Source organism: Pseudomonas sp. JL27(2026) (assembly GCF_056933555.1).
This window is the reverse complement of sequence record NZ_CM167794.1, coordinates 846,976-862,006: the sequence shown is the minus strand read 5'-3', so window position 1 is coordinate 862,006 and position 15,031 is coordinate 846,976. Positions and strand designations below refer to the sequence as shown.

The window sequence follows — 15,031 nt, the reverse complement described above, 5'->3', positions numbered from 1 at the left end:
GGCTTGATAGTAGCCGGATGCGGGGCATCACGCAGGTCACGCCGGCAGATTGAACACCTGTTTGAGGTGCTGCTCGTAGCGCGCGACGTCGGCTTCGATGTTCGGGCGCTTCATCACGTCCACACACAGGAAAGTCGGCAGGCCGGTCATCCCGAGGAACTCGTTGGCCTTGTGGAACGGGAAATACACCGCATCTACGCCCTTGGCTTCGAAGAAGTCGCTCGGGTCGTCAAAGGCTTGCTGCGGAGCATTCCAGGTCAGCGACAGCATGTATTGCTTGCCCTGCACCAGGCCGCCGCTGCCGTACTTTTGCGACGCATCGGAACGGGTCCGGCCGTCGCTGGCGTAAAGGCTGCCATGGCCTTCGGTGAACACTTCGTCGATGTACTTTTTCACGGTCCAGGGCGCGCCCATCCACCAGCCTGGCATCTGATAAATGATCACGTCGGCCCAGAGAAATTTGGCGACTTCTTCGGCGATGTCGTAGCCCTCGTCGATGTGGGTGACTTTGACATCGAGACCACCGCGATCCAGCACACTCAGTGCCGCGTCGTGCAGGGTGGTGTTGTAGCGACCATCGGAATGGGCGAATTGCTTGCCTCCGTTGAGCAACAGGACTTTTTTCATGGAGAGCCTCATCAGGGTCCGATCCACCGCGCTGTGGATAAGTCGCGGGACCGGGAAGGTTTGAATGTGATGACGGCAGACTATCGATGAGCCCCCCACTGAATAAGTCCGGGCACGGCAAAATACATTTGACCAAAAAGCACGAATCAATCACTGATTGTTGCCGTAGGATTTTTCGACCCCCACACCTGAGGAGTTCTACGTGAGCGAACTACACGGTTTTATCCTGCACGCCAAAACCCGCCCGGAACAAAGCGACGCCTTCGAGGCGCTGTTTCGCGCTTATGTGGAACCCAGCCGCGCCGAGCCGGGCTGCATCGAATACCACATGCTGCGCGACCAGCAGGACCCGACGCTGTTTATTTTTTACGAGATCTGGCAGTCCCAGGCGCATCTGGACGTGCATTCGAACCTGCCGCACATGAAGCAGTTCTTCGACAACCGCATGGGGTATCTGGAACGCGATTTCGATATCCGTCGCATCGACATGCTCAGCCCGTCTTCGTCTAGCCGCTGATCAACAGGGCCGCCCCAGGCCAATCACACCTTTGCTCATGCCAGCGAGAGAACGATCCATAGCCTGAAACCTGTAAAAAATAGATATCAATTGCGAATCACTCGCATCTTCTGCTAGCGTGCGCGCTCCTGAACGTCCCCGATCAAGGTAGTGCTGTGCTCTCCTGGAATACGCAGATCGCTCGCCTGTTCACCGAACAGAAGAAAGCGCTGGAAGCCTTTGTCACCCGTCGCACCGGCAGCGCGCAAGTGGCGGCCGACCTGACCCAGGAATCGTTCCTGCGCCTGGCTCGGCTGGACTCCGGGGAAAAGATCGACAACTTGCCCGCCTTTCTCTTCACCATCGCCAGCAACCTGGTACGCGACCATCAGCGTCAGGTCATTCGCCGTGAACGCATGGAGGCCGGCGAACCCAGCGATGAATTGCCGTGCAGCACCCCTTCAGCGATGGATCAATTGGCGGCTTATCAGGACGAAACGCTGATGCACGACGCCATTGGCGCGTTACCCGAAGCGACCCGGCAGATATTCCTGCTTTATCATGTCGACGAATGCTCCTACCGGGAGATCGCCGAACGTCTGACGATCAGCCCGCGTAGTGTCGAATACCAATTGCGCCGTGCGCTGATCGATTGCCGGGCTTACATCAAGGCTCGGCTGGCCAGCGACGCCAAAGGCTCGCGCCCATGAACCGCGACCTTGCTGCTGTGGAACCCCTGATGACTGAATCCGCTGCATCGGTGCCCGCCGACGACCTGTTTGCCGAAGCTTCGGGCTGGTATTTCCGCCTCCAGGCCGACGACGTCACGGCCGCCGAACTGGATGCCTTCGCCACCTGGCTGGCGCTGGGCCAGGCGCAGGACGACGCCTGGCAGGAGGTCCAGGCGTTGCTCGGTGGTTTACGCGAACCGGCGCGCCAGCACCGCGAGGCCGAGCATGCACGCTGGAAAAAACCACTGCGCTCGCAATGGACACAGTGGGCTTGCGCGGCAGCGGTGCTTTTGATGGTGGGGCTGGTGACGTTGCAAACGCCGTGGCTCGATCGCTTGCGGGCCGACTACGCGACCGGCACCGGCGAGACCCGACGAGTCGAACTGGCCGACGGCTCGCAGTTGCAACTCAATACCGACAGCGCCGTGCAGATTCGCCTCAGCGCGGGCGAGCGTCAGGTTCGCCTGTTGCGTGGAGAGGCCTGGTTCGAGGTGACGAAGGATGCCGCACGGCCGTTTTTTGTGCAGTCCGGCGACGGCTGGGTGAAGGTGGTCGGCACGCAATTCAGCGTCGCCCGGCGCAGCGAGCAGACGCGGGTACAGGTTGCTCAGGGCAAGGTCGAGGTCAGTGCTGGCACGGGTGAACCGGTCTATCTGGAGCCGGGCCGTGCGGTCGAATATCAGGACCGCCAACTGACCACCGTGCACGGTTTTGACCCCGCCGCCGGGTTTGCCTGGCGCCAGCGCCAACTGGTGTTTCGCCAGCAACCGCTGGCCGAGGTGGTCGAAGAATTGAACCGCTACTGGCCCGGCCGGATTGTCGTGCTGGGTGACGGCTTGCGTGAGCGGCGAGTGTCGGGGGTGTTCGAGATCGACAAACCCGATGCCGTGCTTAAGGCGCTGGTCTACACCCTCAACCTGCGGGCCGATCACTACACCCCTTACTTGCGGGTGTTGCGTGAGGGCTGAAGACCCTCCCCCCTTTTCTGCAAATAATTCTCAAATACTTTCAGGGTTTTCCCCGGCAACGTCGTCCTTGATCACTGAGGCGCAAACAATAAGCACTCTCAAGTAGTGCCGCGCCTGACCATCGACTTCGATCACTGGGGAAACACTCATGGGACATCTGACCGCCACGCGGCGCCTGCCGGGCCTGCCGACTCTCCTGACGCTGGCCATCGGGCTGGCCGCCAGCACGCCGATTTACCTGCATGCCGCACCCGCCGCACAGGCTCAGGTTTATCGCTTCGAGATTCCCGCACAGTCGCTCGATGCGGCGCTGGTGGCGTTTTCAGCGGTTACGCGGATTCAGGTGCTGGTGTCGGCCGACGTCACCCAAGGCGCGCAGTCGCCCGGCGTGAGTGGCAGCTACTCCAAGGATCAGGCACTGGCGCGGTTGCTCGCGGGCACCGGGCTGAGCGCCAGCTTCATCGACAGCGACAGCGTGACCCTGCAACAGCGCCAGCCCTCGGACACCGCACTGGAGCTGGGCGCGACCACCGTCAGTGGCCAGCAGTTGGGCACCACCACCGAGGGCAGCGGTTCGTACACAACCGGCGCGGTGACGCTGGGAAAGGGTGAGCAAAAACTCAAGGACATCCCGCAATCGGTCAGCGTCCTGACCCGCAAACGGATGGACGATCAAGGCATCAACACCCTGACTCAAGCTGTGGAAGCCACACCCGGCCTGACCTCGGTCAAGTCGCCTGGCCCGGGCATGTTCATCTTTGCCCGCGGTTTTGACATTGAGTCCCTGCAATACGATGGCGTGCCGGTGCCTCGTAACGTTTATGCGCTGGGCAGCTACATCACGGAAAACATGGTGATCTACGACCGCATGGAAATCCTTCGCGGCGCGGCCGGCCTGCTACAGGGCGCGAACAGCCCGGGCGGGGCGATCAACCTGGTGCGCAAGCGTCCTCAGCACGCGCCCACCGTGACCTTGACAGCCAAGGCTGGCAGTTGGGATCGCTACGTGTCCCAGGCGGACGTCGGCGGCCCGTTGAACGATGAGGGAACGATCCGGGGTCGCGCGTTGGTCAATTACGAGAAGGGGCACTCCTTCACTGACTACCAATGGGGCTGGGAACAAACCGTGTATGGCGCGCTGGACTTCGACCTGGGGCCAGACACGGTGCTCGGTGTCGGTTTCAGCAACAAAAAGAGTCAAGGGCGCCCATACTTCATCGGCATTCCGAGATACGCCAATAGCAATGCACTGCCGCTGTCGCGCTCGACGTACACCGGGGCTACCTGGAACCGTTCGGAGAATGACCAGACTGCCGTTTACCTGGATCTTGAGCATCACTTCAACGACGACTGGAAGCTCAAGGCCTCGGCCATCGCGATGAACGAGTCCAATGAAGCGACGTATCAATTCATCGCTGGCACCGTTCCTGTCGGCACGACCACGGGGCCGCGCTTTTCCGACTACTCCACCGACTTCTACGGCAAGAACCGTGGGCTGGACGTTTACCTGACTGGCGAATTCGAAGCGCTGTCGTTCAAGCAAAACGTGGTGCTGGGCGCCAACTATTCCAAGTACACCACCGACGACGGCTACGCTCGGGCGTTCTCGCCGGGCGTCGACATCGCCGACATCGATCACCACCGTCCGAATCAGTCTTACAACAGCATCGCCGACACCGCGAACCTGGCACTCAGCACCTATGACGTTCGCCAAAAAGGCATTTACGGATCATGGCGGGTCAAACTGACCGATCCGCTGACGCTGATCCTCGGTGCACGCACCAGTTGGTACGACTTCGCGTTCGACCAGGACAACTTCGTCGCCCGTAAACTGCAAGAAGGTGGCGAGAAAAACTCGGTCAAGAGCAGTGGCCAGGTCACGCCTTATGCCGGCCTGGTGTATGCCCTCAACGATCAGTGGTCGGTCTACGGCAGTTATGCCGAGGTGTTCATTCCTCAAACTCAGTTGACCAAGGAGAAAACCGGCCTGAAACCCGTCGAGGGACAGAACTACGAGCTCGGTCTCAAGGGCGAGTTGATGGACGGACGGCTCAACGCCTCGCTGGCGATGTTCCGCTACATCCACAAGAATCGGGCGGTTTCCGACTTGAGCACAGACATCGAAAGCAGTGAGGCCTGCGGTGGCTGGTACTGCTCCCTGGCGTCGGGCAAGGTGCGCAGCCAGGGTGTAGAAGCCGAATTGAGCGGGGAAGTAGCACCCGGCCTGCAACTGTCTGGCAGCTACACCTACAACACCACCACGTTCCTCAAAGACCCCGAAATGAAAGACAAGGTCTTCAACACCGCGACCCCGATGCACATGCTGCGGATCTGGAGCGATTACCGACTGCCGGGCGACTTCAACAAAGTCAGCGTCGGCGCCGGGGTCAATACCCAGAGCACCACCGTCAGCTCCGACCGCAAATTCGCCCAGGCCGGTTTCGCGATCTGGAACTCGCGGGTAGCCTACGATGCAACGGATGAAGTCACCCTGGCCGTGAACCTGAACAACGTGTTCGACAAAAACTATTTCATTCCGGCCTACAGCCAGATGCTCGCCAATAGCTACTACGGCGACCCGCGCAACGTGATGTTCAGCGTGACCTACAAACCGCAGTTCTGAGGGATCGGATCAACCGGAGCGTGACCGCTTCGACGGGCAGCAAAGGAATGTTGCCCATGCCCGTTTACGCCAACGCGTTGCTGCACACCTTGACTCTCCCCTAAGGGGCAGACTTTACCCTTGGGGCTTGATCCTCAAGGAGCGCTCACATGGGCAAACGCATTCTGGTGATTCTCGGCCATCCCTCCAGCCACAGCTTCTGCGGCGCGCTGACCGAACGTTATGTGCTGGCCGCGAAAAGCGCCGGGCATGAGGTGCGGGAATTGCGCCTGGGAGCCCTGGATTTCGACCCGATCCTGCGGGAGGGCTACCAGCAAACTCAGCCGCTGGAAGCCGATCTGCTTCAGGCTCAGGCAGACATCACCTGGGCTGAGCACCTGACCTTCGTCTACCCGATCTGGTGGGGCGCGATTCCGGCATTGCTCAAGGGCTTTCTGGATCGCGTGCTGCTGCCCGGCTTCGCTTTCAAATACCATCCGGGCAAGGCCTTCCCGGAAAAACTGCTGCGCGGGCGCACTGCCGATCTGCTGGTGACCATGGACACGCCGCCCTGGTATTACCGCTGGGTCTATCGCATGCCCGGACTGCACCAGATGCGTAAAACCACGTTGGCGCTCTGCGGGGTCACGCCAAAGAAAACCCTGACCTTCGGCCCGATTATCAACTCCACGGCGAGCCAGCGGGAAACCTGGCTGTTGCAAGCACAGGCTATCGCCGGGCGCTGAGTCTCGCGGATAATCGCCGACGTCACCAGGGACACTCGGCAAAGGGATTTTTCATGTACATCGGCAAAGCCGCGCAGCTGTCAGGCACGACCATCAAGAGCATCCGTCACTACGAGGCCATCGGCCTGTTGCCTGCGGCGCAACGCCAGGGCAACTACCGCATTTATGATCAACAGAGCGTCGAGTTGCTGAGCTTCATCAAGTGCGCCCAGCAACTGGGCTTCAGGCTCAAGGACATGCAGGCGATGTTTGAGCAGCATCGCGGTCAGGCCCTGCCGTGGGAACTGGCGCGCCAGGCGATCACCGAGAAAAAACAGGAACTTGAGAACACCATCGCGGCGCTGACCCGCCAGCACCAGCAACTCACAGAATTCGAAAGCAGCCTTGCCCAGGCGCAAACCGAATGCCCGCTGGAGCAGATTTGAACGTAAGCGCGTTTCTGGACAGCTCGATGTCGAGCACAGACAACTGACCCGTTGCCGGGCGCTATAGGGTGCGACTTCAGTTCTCCCTACCGCACGGAGTCAGCATGTCCAGACCCATTACCGTCCTTCGCGATACCCACCCGCTGCCGGTGCTCGACGCCTGCAAATGGGAAAAGCTGGAAGGCGACCCGCACACCGTCAACCTCAACGCCTACACCAGCGAAGATGGCAGCAAGATCATGGGCACCTGGATCTGCACGCCGGGCAAGTGGCGAGTGGACTACGTGAAGTGGGAGTACTGCCATTTTCAGGAAGGCTACTGCGTCATCACCCCGGACGGCATGGAACCGATCCATCTGCGCGCCGGTGATATTTTCGTGGTTGAGCCGGGGATGAAAGGCACCTGGGAAGTGGTCGAGACCGTGCGCAAATATTTCGTGTTTGCCTGAAACAAAAAACCGAGAGACTACCCGACGTAGTCTCTCGGAAAATATTCAAATACATCTGTAGCGCAGGGCCTTTGTGGCGAGGGAGCTTGCTCCCGCTGGAGTGCGCAGCACTTCCTGCATTCTTTCAGTCCACACCGTGTGGGCAGGTTTTGCGACTGCTTCGCAGCCGAGCGGGAGCAAGCTCCCTCGCCACAGCAAGCTCATTCACCGCCACCCCCCTCTATTGGGGTTTGCGATAACTGTTGATGATCGCCGAGAAATCCTTGCCGCCTTCGCCGCGCAGGCTCATCGCCTGATACAACTGCTGAGCCACCGCGCCGAGCACCACCGGTTGGTGTGCCGAACGCGCCGCTTCAGTGGCCAGCCCCAGATCCTTGAGCATCAGCTCGGCGCCAAAGCCGCCGGTATAACCGCGTGAGGCCGGCGCCGTTTCGACGATGCCCGGCCACGGGTTGTAGATCTCCGAACTCCAGCAACGCCCGGTCGAACTGTTGATGATCCCCGCCAGCACCTGAGTGTCGATGCCCAGCGCGTCACCCAATGCCATGGCTTCGCTGACGCCGACCATCGAAATGCCCAGCAGCAGGTTGTTGCAAATCTTGGCGATTTGCCCGGTGCCGACATCCCCGCAATGCACGATGTTACGGCCCATGTGCGCCAGCACCGGTTGCAGGGTGGCGAACAGTTCTGGCGTGGCGCCGACCATGAAGGTCAAGGTCCCCGCCGCCGCGCCACCGGTGCCGCCGGACACGGGCGCATCGGCCATGGCCACACCCTGTTTGGCCGCCGCCGCCGCGACTTCGCGAGCGGTCTGCGGGTCGATGGTGCTGCAATCCACGGCCGGAACGCCCTTGGCGATCCCGGCCAGCACGCCGTCTTCACCCAACCAGACACTGCGCACATGGACAGCGGCAGGCAGCATGGTGATCACCAACTCCGCGCCTTGGGCAGCTTCACGCGCCGAGGCGCTGATGGTGCCGCCCAGTTGCGCCAGCTCGGCGAGAACGGTTTTGTTCAGGTCGACCAGGTTCAACGAATGGCCGGCCTTGATCAGGTTGCGCGCCATCGGCGCGCCCATGTTACCGAGACCGATAAAAGCAATTTTCATGGTCGGCTCCTTAACGCAAATTGATGGTGGTGTTCACACCGTCATTGACGCTGTCGTCATCGAACCAGCGGCTGGTGACGGTCTTGGTCTGAGTGTAGAACTGCACCACTTGCTTGCCATACGGGCCGAGGTCGCCGAGTTTTGAACCACGTGAACCGGTGAAGCTGAAGAACGGGACAGGCACCGGAATCGGAATGTTGATTCCGACCTGACCGACGTCGATTTCGTTCTGGAACTTGCGCGCCGCCGCACCGCTTTGGGTGAACAGGCCGGTGCCGTTGCCAAACGGGTTGGCGTTGACCAGCGCAATCGCCTGATCGAGGGTGTCGACTTCCAGCACTACCAGCACCGGGCCGAAGATTTCCTGGGTGTAGATCTGCATCTCGGGGGTCACGCCGGAGAACAGAGTCGGGCCGATGAAGTTGCCCTGCTCGAACCCCGCAACCTTGACGTCACGACCATCGAGTTCCAGCTTGGCGCCTTCCTTGATGCCGCTTTCGATCAGGTCGAGAATCCGCGCCTTGGCACGCTTGGAGATCACCGGGCCAACGTCCGTGCCGGGCTCACTGCCAGCGTTCACTTTGAGTTTTTGTGCCAATGCCTTGAGGTCTGGCAGCCATTGCTTGGCCGCGCCCACCAGCACCACCACCGAGGTGGCCATGCAGCGTTGACCGGCCGCACCGAAACCGGCGCCGACCAAGGCATTGAGGGCTTGCTCACGGTTGGCATCGGGCAACACCACCGCGTGGTTCTTGGCGCCCATCATCGATTGCACGCGCTTGCCGTGTTTACCGGCCAGGTCATAGACGTGAGTGCCGACCGCGGTCGAACCGACGAACGAAACAGCCTTGATGTCTTTGTGGGTGCAGAGCGCATCCACCACATCCTTGCCGCCGTGCACCACGTTGAGTACACCTGCGGGAACGCCCGCCTCGATGGCCAGCTCTACCAGCAACAGGGTCGACAACGGGTCCTGTTCGGACGGTTTGAGCACGAACGTGTTGCCGCAGGCGATGGCCATCGGGAACATCCACAGCGGAATCATCGCCGGGAAGTTGAACGGGGTGATGCCGGCGCAGACGCCGATGGGTTGGCGCAGGGTGTAGGTATCGACGCCGCCGGCGACGTTTTCGGCGAACTCGCCCATTTGCAGGCTGCCGATGGAGCACGCGTGCTCGACCACTTCCAGGCCACGGAAAATGTCACCTTCAGCGTCGGCGATGGTCTTGCCCTGCTCAGCGCTGAGGACCACGGCAATACGTTTTGAGTGTTCGCGAATCAGTGCCTGAAGCTTGAGCATGATGCGCATCCGCGCGCCAATCGGCGTCAGCTTCCAGGTCTGGAAGGCGCGATGAGCGGCGCTGATCGCGGCGTCGACTTCCTCAGGCGTTGCAAACGGAACCTTGGCCAGCACTTGCTGGGTCGCCGGGTTGACGATGTCGTGCCACTCGGTGGTCTGGGACTCGACCCATTCGCCGTCGATCAACAACTTGACCTTGTGCAGCGTGGTTTCGTTAGGCGTGAGCGATGCGTTCATGACGGTCTCCTGGATGCTTTTTTATAGAGAGAGCTTGTTATCGAGGGAGCCAAGGCCGGAAGGCGCCTGATGCCCAGGCGGGTGCCGCGAATTGGTTGTCGGACTGTTTTTGGAGTATAGATGTGCAAACTTCTAATAAGAACGCACATAAAAGCCGGTCCATCATGCAAAAAAACATCACATCGCTGGGCGCCCTGAACTGGGACGACCTGAAGTTTTTTCTCGAAGTTGCGCGCACCCGCAAGGCCAGCAGCGCAGCCAAACGCCTGGCCGTCGATTACACCACCGTGTCGCGCCGTATCAGTTCGCTGGAAGGTGCGCTGGGCACCTTGCTGTTCGAAAAATCGCGGACCAACGGCTTCGTCCTGACCGCCGAGGGCCAGCGCCTGCTGGGTTATGCGGAATCCATCGAAAGCACGTTGCACATGGCATGCGAGCAAGTGTCCGGCTCGGGCGTGGCGCTGTCCGGGCATGTGCGCATGGGTTGCACCGAAGGCTTCGGCAGCTTTTTCATCACCCCGCAACTGAGCCACTTCGTCGACGCCTACCCAGCAATCTCGGTGGACATCCTGCCGCTGCCGCACTTCATCAGCCTGTCCAAGCGCGAGGCGGACATCGTCATCGCCCTGGAGCGGCCGGAGCACGGGCCTTACGTCTGCTGCAAGCTCTGCGACTATCGCCTGCAACTCTACGCAACCCAGGACTATCTCGATCATCACCCGGTCATCCGTCGCCCAAGCGATCTGGCCAAGCATCAGTTCATCAGCTACGTCGACGACCTGGCGTTCAGTTCGGAGCTGTTGTACCTGGCGAACGTGCTGCCCGGCGCCAGCGCCAACCTGCGCAGCACCAGCGTCATCGCGCAGTTTGTCGCGGCGCAGCAAGGGCGGTCATTGGCGATCCTGCCGTGTTTCCTGGCAGCCCAGGACCCGCGTCTGCTGCCGGTGTTGCCGGAAGAAATCAACATCACTCGTCAATTCTGGATGTACTGCCGAGAGGATTTGCGCAAGCTCAAGCGCATCACCTTGCTCTGGGACTACATTCGCAGTGTGACCGAGCAGAATCAGGCACTGTTGATGGGGGAGACCCGCACGATGGTGTTTGCGCCGCAGTGATTTCAAGGAATCAGGTAGCGGCATCGTAACGAGGTCAGCAGGCCTTTGCCAACGGTTTGTATCAGGGGTTGGTACGCAGCTTGTAACATCGAAAGGCATCCGTAGACACCGAAAAGGATCAGCTACCAGAGGCCCGCACAAGCGCGCTAAGGACCCCATGCAGGCGCACGATAAGGCTCAGGTGCGAGGGCCTACGGGGGAGTCTGCGCACGTATGCGTATTGAGGTGGTCACTCAGATTTTTCTATCAGATTCCATTGAAGAGCTCAAAGAACCAGTTCAGAAACATCACATGACGGAATATCCGCGAGGGGTTGCCGAAAGTCCTACCACCCTATAGCTTCAGTGTAGTGGTCTAATTTCCCCGGACACCTCGATAAGTGGAAAATGCATCTTCTCGGTGACCAACAAGGCGACCTCAGGCATCTCAAGGATTGCCTCGAAGGCGTCATAGACCATCGTCTCGAATTCGGGGGAGACCCATGCGGCGTATTTCAACGCAGCCCTCTTCGTTGCCTTGGTAACCGGAGTAGCTCCCTCGCCTACCGTGTCCAAGTTGTGGATACGCTCCATAGCCTTAGCATCCCTGTCACGCCACCGGCTTGGTCGTTTCGTCTTAGGTAACTTCAGGGTCTGCCAAATGTCGGTCAAGTTCCACATACCGGCGTCGCTGGCCTTAAACGATTGGCCCGCGATGATGATTAGGTGGTCCGCGTGTTTGTGTTTGATGTCGATGATGTTCATATTTTCATGTTCTCCATATTGGTTTGCCTCCTGGCCGACCTCCACGACCCAGCTACTCGACCCCATGAAAGGTCTGAGCGTGGTTCCAGAAAGCAAGCCAATAGGGCGAGTAGGTTGTTGTGCGTGGGACCCAGAGCAGGCGGTCGGGCCTGTAAGTGTCCTTTGTGATGAAGGGAATCGTGGTCGTAAGACCGTTCCCAAACTCGATGGGCAGCACAGAGAGGAATCTTTAAGTTCTCCTCTCAGGAGGGATGTTGTTATCACAACTACCACCCCCCTCACAGATGGCCCTGTAAGTGGCCCTGTAAGCAATTCAAGCCCACCAAGGGTCTTCGAGGTCTTCTTATAAATGCGGGTTTAATTCGATTGCCCAAGAGTACGAAGGTCGTAGTGCAGTTTGACCAACACATCTGGAGTCGGGATCACCAGTTCGTCAGCCCACGGATTCGCGCCGGGCAGGTAGTCACCGTTTATATCGGCGATCAAACTTGGCGGGCTGGCCTGCATCATGAATGGGATTGCCAACTCGATGGCCTTCATGTAGCGCTGAGCCTGTGACTGGCTGTAGCTGAAGAGTTCCTGTACGCCTGCGGTGGTCACCTCATCAAGCGTCTCAAGGATCACAAAACATTTCCTAACCGACAGCGGCATGGATTTTCCGCCAGTGTCGATGGGGCGAGCGTGCCAGTCCAGCCGTGCGATTCCCTCTACTATGTCCTGTGCGAAGGCTGGGTATCGACCATAAGCAGTCGGGCCAATGAAGGTGAAGAACGGATTCTTGATTGTTTTGGGTTTACGCCCTCGGTTGCTGACCGTGGGAGAATCCTTCGGAACAGTCCTTGGGGTGGCTCGCCGTCTCCCCTTCATGTGGTCAGCTATCCAGCGGTCTGTTCGCGCGCCTATACGTTTGTCCAACTCGAACAGTTCGGCAGGTGTCAGCATGGTGTGGCTCCTCATCAGCAATCGGTCGGACGAGATGTCGTTCCGGTTGTAGTGAGGGTTTTTGGAGATCGCCTGTGGGAGACCTGTGAGGATCGAAAAATGAATAGCAGTACACAGAGCCAAGGCTAACTGGTGTCATTGCTCGTAGGCGGCTCAGCGCGACCATGGCTGTTTGGTCAGTTTCCTATCGACAACTCACGGCTTTTCGCGTTGGATCTTCGGATCACCTGCGCCGCTCTGTGTGATTTGGCTCCATGCTTTGTCTCCCGCCTTCATCAACGTGGACTCAATCGGTCCCGTGATTTCAGCAAGTTTGAAAATGAATTTTGTGCGTTCTCTGAGCTTGAGTCGCTCGACATATGAGGTAAGGAGATCGTCAATGCGTGCCATACGAGTGGCGTTCCATTTGTCCCGCTGCTTACCGAGTGGAGGTGCCTGGGCTATCCTGTCCTGAAATTTGGTACAGCCCTGCACCTCAAGTATGTTCGTCAACATTTCGTCCCATTGTTCTTCGGGGGCATCTTTGGGATAACTATCTTGCGTGACGGTAAGTAAATCACCGTCTATCGAGTACCAAAGTGCAATCACCTCCGTACCACTTGAATCGCGCCCCACCGTAAACTCAAAGCCCTGTGGACGAAACATCGTGATGCCTGACTTATTCGTGCCACTTGCCATTGTGATAGAGAAACGAAGCCTGCTCACTGGAATGCCAGAAATAGGCGCTTGAAAACTTGGCACCTTCTCAAAAGTCTTACCATCAGGGAGATTCCCATAGACTGACGTACCATTCCGGTCTTTGTATTCACCACCGGGATTGTCAAAGCCTTTTGATGCAATTGACCTTCCGTGACCACTACCGTAAGCGGCCATTGAGGCATCTCCATGAGCCTTAGCCAAACACGCTGGCGTGATGTCATCAATATGGGCTTTAAGTTGCTTCCATGTCGCTGAGGGCGCTCCAAGATGGAACTTGGCAAGACGTTTCAAGATGTCGTTGGTGATTTCCATAGCCACCGTTTTATCAGAGGTGCGCAGAGAAATATTAACGGTGTCGGACGTAGCCCCCCGAGTTCGCAAGCGTAGGTAATAAACACCATTGCGTCTGAAGTGATATGGATTAGCCAACACGGTCTCTAACAATTCAGTCACCAGTTTCCGAGCCTTCAACAAAAAGCTCTTTCAGAACATTTGCAAGGGTCTCAACAGGAACCCCTGAGCCGTAGACATCAAAAGTAATCGTACCCGATGCATGCCCCATCACAGCCTGTGCATAAGCCGTAGGAACTCCTCGGGCCTGCATCAAGGACGCCAGCGAGTGCCTCATGGAATGGAACGTTAAGCCTGGACCAAAGGACTCCCCCAGAGCCGCTGGAATTGCCTGCTGATTCGCCCACTCACCACCGGGTCTGTAGCCAATCTGAGCCAATGACTCCGACCCGCTGAGTTTGCACGCCTCGACATACCGCGAGAACGCTGCAAGGTCGAACCCGTAGGCACCGTCAGTCAGTGGCACTCGGCGCTCACTACGCTTGTTCTTGATTGACTTCCCTTCGCCATCCTCGTTGATGTGGATAACTGTGATGCCAGACTCTCCGAGGATCTGCACGTCGCTTACCGTCAACTGTGAGATTTCATTGAGACGACCTCCCGTGATGGCTCCGAGGCTCAACAGCCAGCGCTTCCATGAGGTCTCAGGCAGCGTGTTGGAGTAAGTAACCAGCTCGCCTACCTGATCCTGTGTGAACGCCTTACGGCTCGACTCAAGGCCCTTTGTGAGCTTCAGCTTCTTGTCGTATGACTTGGGTATGTGACCATTTTCAACTGACCATGCAAGCACAGCCGATAGCTTTACGATGAGCTTATTGACCGTTGAGGGCATGCGGCCATCTGAAAGGCGATCACGTAGAGCCACGAGGTCAGCCCGCGAGTGAGTCCGCATGTCCAGCTCACCGAGAGCCGTGGAGATTACTCTGTGGCAAATCTGGGTTTCTTTCAGGGTAGAAGCCTTCTGGTCTTGCCCACGGTCAGCCAAGTAGAGAGCTGAAAGGGCCTCGAAGGTCATCGCTGGCGCTAATACAGATAAGGACACAGGAGCGCGCTCTACGGACTTCAGGGGTCTGGTCGAGCCATCCGCAGGACCAGAGTTGCTATCGTGCAAGCCTCCCCACACCCGCGTCACGTCGCCATCACGTTCAGCCTCGAACAGCTCCACTGAGACCACACGAAAATGTTCCTTCAGTTTGCTCCATGGGGCCTCTGGATTCTCCAAGTGGAAGGCCCTGACGAATCCCGTGAGCTGTTCTGAGGCGTCCAGTGCGTCCCGCCTGTTGCTGGTCTTGAGAGAAACCGCAGCAGCCTCAGTGGTACTACCTGTCGCCCTGAGACGCACGTAGTAAATGCCGTTGCGTCTGTAGTGATATGGCTTGGCGAGCCTCGTAGTCGGCCTTACGGGAACAACGAGGTTTGTAACGGTGCTTGTAACAGCAGGTTGAACGGCAAAGGTACTCATAGCGGTTAGCCCCTGTAATCATTGGGTTAA

Annotated in this window: 15 protein-coding genes; 8 read left to right on the top strand and 7 right to left on the bottom strand. The window is 58.6% G+C overall.

The features are described from left to right. Positions 1-36: 36 nt before the first annotated feature. Positions 37-627, bottom strand: coding sequence for an NADPH:quinone oxidoreductase MdaB (gene mdaB / locus AC1Z1G_RS03855; protein ID WP_483625019.1), 591 nt, complete (start codon positions 625-627; stop codon positions 37-39). 202 nt (positions 628-829) lie between these two features. On the opposite strand from mdaB, the gene AC1Z1G_RS03850 reads away from it, so the two are divergent. The 7 genes from AC1Z1G_RS03850 (at position 830) to AC1Z1G_RS03820 (ending at position 7,044) form a co-directional block, all read left to right on the top strand. After that, positions 830-1,144, top strand: coding sequence for a putative quinol monooxygenase (locus AC1Z1G_RS03850; protein WP_483625017.1), 315 nt, complete (start codon positions 830-832; stop codon positions 1,142-1,144). A 155-nt stretch (positions 1,145-1,299) separates the two neighbouring features. Beyond that, a complete protein-coding gene (locus AC1Z1G_RS03845) occupies positions 1,300-1,833 on the top strand; it encodes an RNA polymerase sigma factor (RefSeq protein ID WP_483625015.1) in 534 nt (177 codons plus the stop codon). A 29-nt stretch (positions 1,834-1,862) separates the two neighbouring features. Then, entirely contained in the window at positions 1,863-2,822 is a 960-nt protein-coding gene (locus AC1Z1G_RS03840; RefSeq protein ID WP_483625013.1) for a FecR family protein, read from the top strand. 148 nt (positions 2,823-2,970) lie between these two features. Next, complete coding sequence (locus AC1Z1G_RS03835; RefSeq protein ID WP_483625011.1) at positions 2,971-5,445, top strand: TonB-dependent siderophore receptor; 2,475 nt, start codon at positions 2,971-2,973, stop codon at positions 5,443-5,445. 149 nt (positions 5,446-5,594) lie between these two features. Then, complete coding sequence (locus tag AC1Z1G_RS03830) at positions 5,595-6,170, top strand: NAD(P)H-dependent oxidoreductase (RefSeq protein WP_483625009.1); 576 nt, start codon at positions 5,595-5,597, stop codon at positions 6,168-6,170. A 53-nt stretch (positions 6,171-6,223) separates the two neighbouring features. Continuing rightward, positions 6,224-6,595, top strand: coding sequence for a MerR family transcriptional regulator (locus AC1Z1G_RS03825; RefSeq protein ID WP_483625007.1), 372 nt, complete (start codon positions 6,224-6,226; stop codon positions 6,593-6,595). 104 nt (positions 6,596-6,699) lie between these two features. After that, on the top strand, positions 6,700-7,044 hold the full coding sequence (locus AC1Z1G_RS03820; RefSeq protein WP_483625006.1) for a cupin domain-containing protein: 345 nt from the start codon (positions 6,700-6,702) through the stop codon (positions 7,042-7,044). A gap of 220 nt (positions 7,045-7,264) precedes the next feature. Here AC1Z1G_RS03820 and mmsB read toward each other — a convergent pair whose 3' ends face one another. After that, complete coding sequence (gene mmsB / locus AC1Z1G_RS03815; RefSeq protein WP_483625004.1) at positions 7,265-8,152, bottom strand: 3-hydroxyisobutyrate dehydrogenase; 888 nt, start codon at positions 8,150-8,152, stop codon at positions 7,265-7,267. Between the two features lie 10 nt (positions 8,153-8,162). Further along, positions 8,163-9,689 (bottom strand): CoA-acylating methylmalonate-semialdehyde dehydrogenase, encoded by a 1,527-nt coding sequence (locus tag AC1Z1G_RS03810; protein WP_483625003.1) that lies wholly within the window; start codon positions 9,687-9,689, stop codon positions 8,163-8,165. A gap of 164 nt (positions 9,690-9,853) precedes the next feature. Here AC1Z1G_RS03810 and AC1Z1G_RS03805 point away from each other — a divergent pair, with 164 nt between their 5' ends. After that, positions 9,854-10,804 carry a LysR family transcriptional regulator gene (locus AC1Z1G_RS03805; RefSeq protein ID WP_483625001.1) on the top strand — a complete coding sequence of 317 codons (951 nt, stop codon included), beginning with the start codon at positions 9,854-9,856 and terminating at the stop codon, positions 10,802-10,804. 341 nt (positions 10,805-11,145) lie between these two features. On the opposite strand, the gene AC1Z1G_RS03800 is transcribed toward AC1Z1G_RS03805, so the two are convergent. The 4 genes from AC1Z1G_RS03800 to AC1Z1G_RS03785 all read right to left on the bottom strand — a co-directional run bounded on the left by AC1Z1G_RS03800 (position 11,146) and on the right by AC1Z1G_RS03785 (position 15,001). Then, a complete protein-coding gene (locus AC1Z1G_RS03800) occupies positions 11,146-11,547 on the bottom strand; it encodes a KilA-N domain-containing protein (RefSeq protein WP_483624999.1) in 402 nt (133 codons plus the stop codon). Between the two features lie 357 nt (positions 11,548-11,904). Continuing rightward, positions 11,905-12,489: a hypothetical protein gene (locus AC1Z1G_RS03795; protein WP_483624997.1), complete on the bottom strand. Its 585-nt coding sequence runs from the start codon at positions 12,487-12,489 to the stop codon at positions 11,905-11,907. A 195-nt stretch (positions 12,490-12,684) separates the two neighbouring features. Next, positions 12,685-13,641 carry a hypothetical protein gene (locus AC1Z1G_RS03790; RefSeq protein ID WP_483624995.1) on the bottom strand — a complete coding sequence of 319 codons (957 nt, stop codon included), beginning with the start codon at positions 13,639-13,641 and terminating at the stop codon, positions 12,685-12,687. Continuing rightward, positions 13,634-15,001 (bottom strand): tyrosine-type recombinase/integrase, encoded by a 1,368-nt coding sequence (locus tag AC1Z1G_RS03785; protein WP_483624993.1) that lies wholly within the window; start codon positions 14,999-15,001, stop codon positions 13,634-13,636. The genes AC1Z1G_RS03790 and AC1Z1G_RS03785 overlap by 8 nt, the downstream gene beginning before the upstream one ends. Between the last annotated feature and the right edge of the window lie 30 nt (positions 15,002-15,031).

Coding starts and splice junctions, on each gene's coding strand:
- mdaB (WP_483625019.1), bottom strand. CDS start 627: ATGAAAAAAGTCCTGTTGCTCAACGGAGGCAAGCAATTCGCCCATTCC.
- AC1Z1G_RS03840 (WP_483625013.1), top strand. CDS start 1,863: ATGACTGAATCCGCTGCATCGGTGCCCGCCGACGACCTGTTTGCCGAA.
- AC1Z1G_RS03835 (WP_483625011.1), top strand. CDS start 2,971: ATGGGACATCTGACCGCCACGCGGCGCCTGCCGGGCCTGCCGACTCTC.
- AC1Z1G_RS03830 (WP_483625009.1), top strand. CDS start 5,595: ATGGGCAAACGCATTCTGGTGATTCTCGGCCATCCCTCCAGCCACAGC.
- AC1Z1G_RS03825 (WP_483625007.1), top strand. CDS start 6,224: ATGTACATCGGCAAAGCCGCGCAGCTGTCAGGCACGACCATCAAGAGC.
- AC1Z1G_RS03820 (WP_483625006.1), top strand. CDS start 6,700: ATGTCCAGACCCATTACCGTCCTTCGCGATACCCACCCGCTGCCGGTG.
- mmsB (WP_483625004.1), bottom strand. CDS start 8,152: ATGAAAATTGCTTTTATCGGTCTCGGTAACATGGGCGCGCCGATGGCG.
- AC1Z1G_RS03810 (WP_483625003.1), bottom strand. CDS start 9,689: ATGAACGCATCGCTCACGCCTAACGAAACCACGCTGCACAAGGTCAAG.
- AC1Z1G_RS03805 (WP_483625001.1), top strand. CDS start 9,854: ATGCAAAAAAACATCACATCGCTGGGCGCCCTGAACTGGGACGACCTG.
- AC1Z1G_RS03800 (WP_483624999.1), bottom strand. CDS start 11,547: ATGAACATCATCGACATCAAACACAAACACGCGGACCACCTAATCATC.
- AC1Z1G_RS03795 (WP_483624997.1), bottom strand. CDS start 12,489: ATGCTGACACCTGCCGAACTGTTCGAGTTGGACAAACGTATAGGCGCG.
- AC1Z1G_RS03785 (WP_483624993.1), bottom strand. CDS start 15,001: ATGAGTACCTTTGCCGTTCAACCTGCTGTTACAAGCACCGTTACAAAC.